This window comes from Mycobacterium sp. TH-M15 (genome assembly GCF_057473705.1).
Genome location: NZ_JBYCLB010000110.1, coordinates 1 through 4,500, shown reverse-complemented (window position 1 = coordinate 4,500; position 4,500 = coordinate 1). Strand labels below are relative to the sequence as shown.

4 protein-coding genes and 1 pseudogene are annotated in these 4,500 nt (G+C 71.7%); 2 read left to right on the top strand and 3 right to left on the bottom strand.

Translation table 11 applies throughout. The features are described from left to right. Nucleotides 1–488: pseudogene (locus AC2VNT_RS02845) on the top strand (hypothetical protein); the annotation flags it as partial. 13 nt (nt 489–501) lie between these two features. Beyond that, a complete protein-coding gene (locus tag AC2VNT_RS02840) occupies nt 502–840 on the top strand; it encodes a hypothetical protein (RefSeq protein WP_486945415.1) in 339 nt (112 codons plus the stop codon). A gap of 24 nt (nt 841–864) precedes the next feature. Here the strand turns inward: AC2VNT_RS02840 and mmsB are convergent, their stop codons facing one another. The 3 genes from mmsB to AC2VNT_RS02825 all read right to left on the bottom strand — a co-directional run. Then, nucleotides 865–1,743, bottom strand: a complete 879-nt coding sequence (gene mmsB / locus AC2VNT_RS02835) for a 3-hydroxyisobutyrate dehydrogenase (protein WP_486945414.1) — start codon at nt 1,741–1,743, stop codon at nt 865–867. Between the two features lie 46 nt (nt 1,744–1,789). Then, on the bottom strand, nt 1,790–2,941 hold the full coding sequence (locus AC2VNT_RS02830) for an acyl-CoA dehydrogenase family protein (protein ID WP_486945416.1): 1,152 nt from the start codon (nt 2,939–2,941) through the stop codon (nt 1,790–1,792). A gap of 40 nt (nt 2,942–2,981) precedes the next feature. Next, the coding region (locus tag AC2VNT_RS02825; RefSeq protein ID WP_486945413.1) for a CoA-acylating methylmalonate-semialdehyde dehydrogenase at nt 2,982–4,500 on the bottom strand (1,519 nt) is incomplete at its 5' end.

The window sequence follows — 4,500 nt, the reverse complement described above, 5'->3', positions numbered from 1 at the left end:
CGGTCGCGGCCGCCCCGGACGCCGCCGCGCCCGGGCGGGCCTACCACCAGGTGGTGCTGCGCTTCGACGGGCTGCAGCACCCGGTGGGGATCGCCGTCGGCGGCGACGGCACCGTCTACACCGCCGACGCGGAGAACCCCCGGGTGCTCACCCTGGCCGACGGCGTCACCAGTACGCTGGCCCCGCTCTCCTTCATCGGCCGGGACACCAACCCGATGATCGCGCCGCTGTACGTCCTCGTCGACAGCCGCGGCACCGTCTACGCGGGGTCCCACACCATCCGGGGCTGCCAGTCGGACGCCCAGACCGTCCGGTTCACCGACGGTGAGCCGGACGGTGGTGCCGACCGGATCCACCACCGTTCGGGTGGCGGCGGTGGATCCCAACGACAACCTGTACCTGCTCGCCGGTACAGACCGGATGCAGAGGCTGGCCCCGGGAACGGCGACGCCGACCGAGATCCCCTTCACCAGCCCGGGCCGGTCTGAGCAGAGCCTGGCGGTGGACGATCGCGGCGGCCGCTACCTCGTCGTCGGGGCCAACAGCTTTGGCCACGCGGCGCGCGTGGTGAAGATCCCGGCGGGCGCCACCGAATCGATCCCGTTGCCGTTCGCCGGCATCGGCACCCGCGCGCAGGTCGCGGTGGACCGCGACGGCGCCGTCTACGTCAGCGACGCCGAGCGCAACCGGGTGCTGATGCTGCCGGTGGGATCAGAGAATCCCGTCGAGCTGACGTTCCACGGGCTGCGGCACCCGGCGGCGATCACCGTGGACGGTGCCGGCAACGTCTACGTCGCCGACGACGAGGGCATCACCGAACTGGTCGCCGAAGACGGCTGAGCCGCCGACCGAGCCGCGACCGGCTCAACCGCGCAGGGTCTCGATGATCGCGCTGAAGTCCTGGCCGCCGTGCTCGGCGGCGAACCGGGCGTAGATCTCCGCCGCACGACTGCCCAGCGGCGCTGACGAGCCGGTGGCGGCCACCGCGTCCATCGCCAGGTGCAGGTCCTTGTTCATCAACGCGGTCGCGAAACCCGGCTGGAAGCCGTGGTTGGCCGGGGACGCCGGCGCCGGGCCGGGCACCGGGCAGTTGGTGTGCAGCGCCCAGCAGTTGCCGGTGGCGCCGGTCATCACGTCGAAGAGCTGCTGGTCGCCCAGGCCCAGCTTCTCGGCCAGCACGAACGCCTCGCAGATCGCGATCTGCTGCACGGCCAGCACCATGTTGTTGCAGACCTTGGCGGCCTGGCCGGCGCCGGCTCCGCCGCAGTGGATGATCTTGGCGGCCATCGGCTCCAGCACCGTCTGCACCCGCTGCAGGATGGCCGCGTCGCCGCCGACCATGAAGGCCAGGGTGCCCGCGGCCGCGCCCGCGACTCCGCCGGAGACCGGCGCGTCCAGCTGGGCGAAGCCGTGCGCGTGGGCCATGGCGTGCGCCTCGCGGGCGTCGGTGACCGAGATGGTGGAGCTGTCGATGAACACCGTGCCCGGCTGGGCGATCGGAAGGATGTCGGCGTAGCAGCGTTTCACCGCGTCGCCGTCGGGCAGCATGGTGATCACCACCGTGGCGTCGGCGACCGCGTCCGGCCCGGTGCGGAACGTGGTGATCCCGTGCGAGGCCGCGGTCGCGGCGGCCGCCGGGATCGGGTCGAAGCCGCGCACGATCAGGCCGGACCGGATCAGGTTCACCGACATCGGCCCGCCCATGTGGCCCAAGCCCAGGAATGCCACCGTCGTGGTTGCCATCGGCGCTGCTCCTATTCCGTCGGCCCGGACCGGGGCCGCCTCGGTCCTACCGGCCGGCCCGGACCCGGGCGGCCTCGGCCCGGCCGATCACCAGCCGCATGATCTCGTTGGTGCCTTCCAGGATGCGATGCACCCGCAGATCCCGGACGATCTTCTCCAGACCGTACTCGCGCAGATAGCCGTAGCCGCCGTGCAGCTGCAGCGCCCGGTCGGCGACGTCGAAGCAGGCGTCGGTGACGTAGCGTTTGGCCATCGCACACAGCTCGACCTTCTCCGGGGAATCGGCGTCCAGCGCCCTCGCCGCCCGCCACAGCAGCAGCCGGGAGGAGACCAGCGCGGTGGCCATGTCGGCCAGCGCGAACCGGATCGTCGGCTCGTCGAGCAGCGCGCCGCCGAACGCCCGCCGGTCGGCCAGGTAGCCGCCGGTGCGGTCGAACGCGGCCTGCGCCCCGCCCAGCGAGCAGGCGGCGATGTTGATCCGCCCGCCGTTCAGCCCGTTCATCGCGATCGAGAAGCCGGTGCCCGCACCGCCCGGCCCGCCCAGCATCGCGTCGGCGGGCACCCGCACGCCGTCGAAGACCACCTGCGCGGTGGGCTGGGCGTTCCAGCCCATCTTCTGCTCCTGGGCGCCGAAGCTCAGCCCGGCGGCGTCCTTCGCCACGATGAACGCCGAGATGCCCCGCGGCCCCGGGTCGCCGGTGCGGGCCATCACCACGTAGACGTCGGAGACGCCGGCCCCGGAGATGAACTGCTTGACACCGTCGAGGACGTAGTCGCTCCCGTCGCGGACCGCGCGGGTGGCCAGCGCGCTGGCGTCGGAGCCGGCACCCGGCTCGGTGAGGCAGTAGCTGGCGATGACGTCCATCGACGCCAGCCGGGGGACCCAGTCCTTGCGCTGCTCCTCGGTGCCGTAGCAGTCGATCATCCACGCGCACATGTTGTGGATGGACAGGTAGGCGGCGACGGCCGGGTCGGCGGCGGCCAGCTGCTCGAAGATGCGCACCCCGTCCAGCCGGCGCAGCCCGGACCCGCCCGCGTCGTCGCGACAGTAGATCGCGGCCATGCCGAGCTCGGCGGCCGCGCGCAGCACGTCGATCGGGAAATGGTGGTCCGCGTCCCAGTCCAGGGCGTTCGGGGCCAGGCGTTTCTCGGCGAAGGCGGCCGCCGTCTCGACGATCACCCGCTCGTCGTCGTGCAGGTCGCCCCAGCCGTCCAGGTAAGCCGTCACCGCCGCAGTCCTATTGCATCGTCGGCATGTGGAACTCGGCGCCGTCCTTGATCCCGGACGGCCACCGCTGGGTGATGGTCTTGACCTTGGTGTAGAACGTGATCGACGCGGTGCCGTGTTGGTTCAGGTCGCCGAAGCCGGACCGCTTCCAGCCGCCGAAGCTGTGGTAGGCCACCGGAACCGGGATCGGCACGTTGACCCCGACCATGCCGACCTGCACCCGGGAGGCGAAGTCGCGGGCGGTGTCGCCGTCGCGGGTGAAGATGGCCACCCCGTTGCCGTACTGGTGCTGAGAGGGAAGCGCCACTGCGTCTTCGTAGTTCATGGCCCTTACCATGCACAGCACCGGCCCGAAGATCTCGTCGGTGTAGATCGACATCTCCGGGGTGACGTGGTCGAACAGGGTGGGCCCGGCGAAGAAGCCGCGCTCCAGATTCGCTTCCCCGCCGGGCAGCCCGAACTGCATCTCGGTGCTGCCGCGGCCGCGGCCGTCGACCACCAGCTCGGCGCCGGCGGCCACCCCGGCGTCGATGTAACCGTTGACCCGCTGCACCGCGGCGTCGGTGACCAGCGGGCCGAAGTCGGATTTTGGGTCGAGGCTGTGGCCGACCCGCAGGTTGTTGATCCGCTCCACCAGCCGGGCCCGCAGCCGGTCGGCCGTCTCGTCGCCGACCGGGACCGCGACGCTGACCGCCATGCACCGCTCCCCGGCGCTGCCGTAGCCGGCGCCGATCAGCGCGTCGACGGCCTGGTCGAGGTCGGCGTCGGGCATCACGATCATGTGGTTCTTCGCCCCGCCGAAACACTGGGCGCGTTTACCGTTGGCGGTCGCCGTCGCGTAGATGTACTGGGCGATGTCGGAGCTGCCGACGAAGCCCACGGCGGCGACGTCCGGGTTGGCCAGGATAGCGTCGACGGCCTCCTTGTCGCCCTGGACCACCTGCAGCACCCCCGGCGGCAGCCCGGCCTCGACGAACAGCTCGGCCAGCCGCACCGGCACCGACGGGTCCCGCTCGGAGGGTTTCAGGATGAACGCGTTGCCGCAGGCCAGTGCGGGGCCGGCCTGCCAGAGTGGGATCATCGCCGGAAAGTTGAACGGGGTGATGCCGGCGACCACGCCCAGCGGTTGGCGCAGTGAGTAGACGTCGATGCCCGGCCCGGCGCCCTCGGTGTGCTCGCCCTTGAGCAGGTGCGGGATGCCGATGCAGAACTCGATCACCTCGATGCCGCGCTGGATGTCGCCGTGGCTGTCGGCGACGGTCTTGCCGTGCTCGGAGCTGAGCAGCTCGGCGAGCTCGTCGGCGTGGGCATTGACCAGCTCGATGAAGCGCATCATCACCCGGGCCCGGCGCTGCGGGTTGGTGGCCGCCCAGCCCCGCTGGGCCTGCGCCGCCGACGCCACCGCGGCGTCGACGTCGGCTTTGCCGGCCAGCGGCAGTTCTGCCTGCACCGCGCCGGTGTTCGGGTCGTAGACGTCGGCGGTGCGGGGTGACTGGCCGGTGACGCGCTCGCCGTCGATGAAATGGGGA

Bases quoted from the DNA above. Each gene is read 5' to 3' on its own strand.
- mmsB (WP_486945414.1), bottom strand. From the start codon at position 1,743: ATGGCAACCACGACGGTGGCATTCCTGGGCTTGGGCCACATGGGCGGG.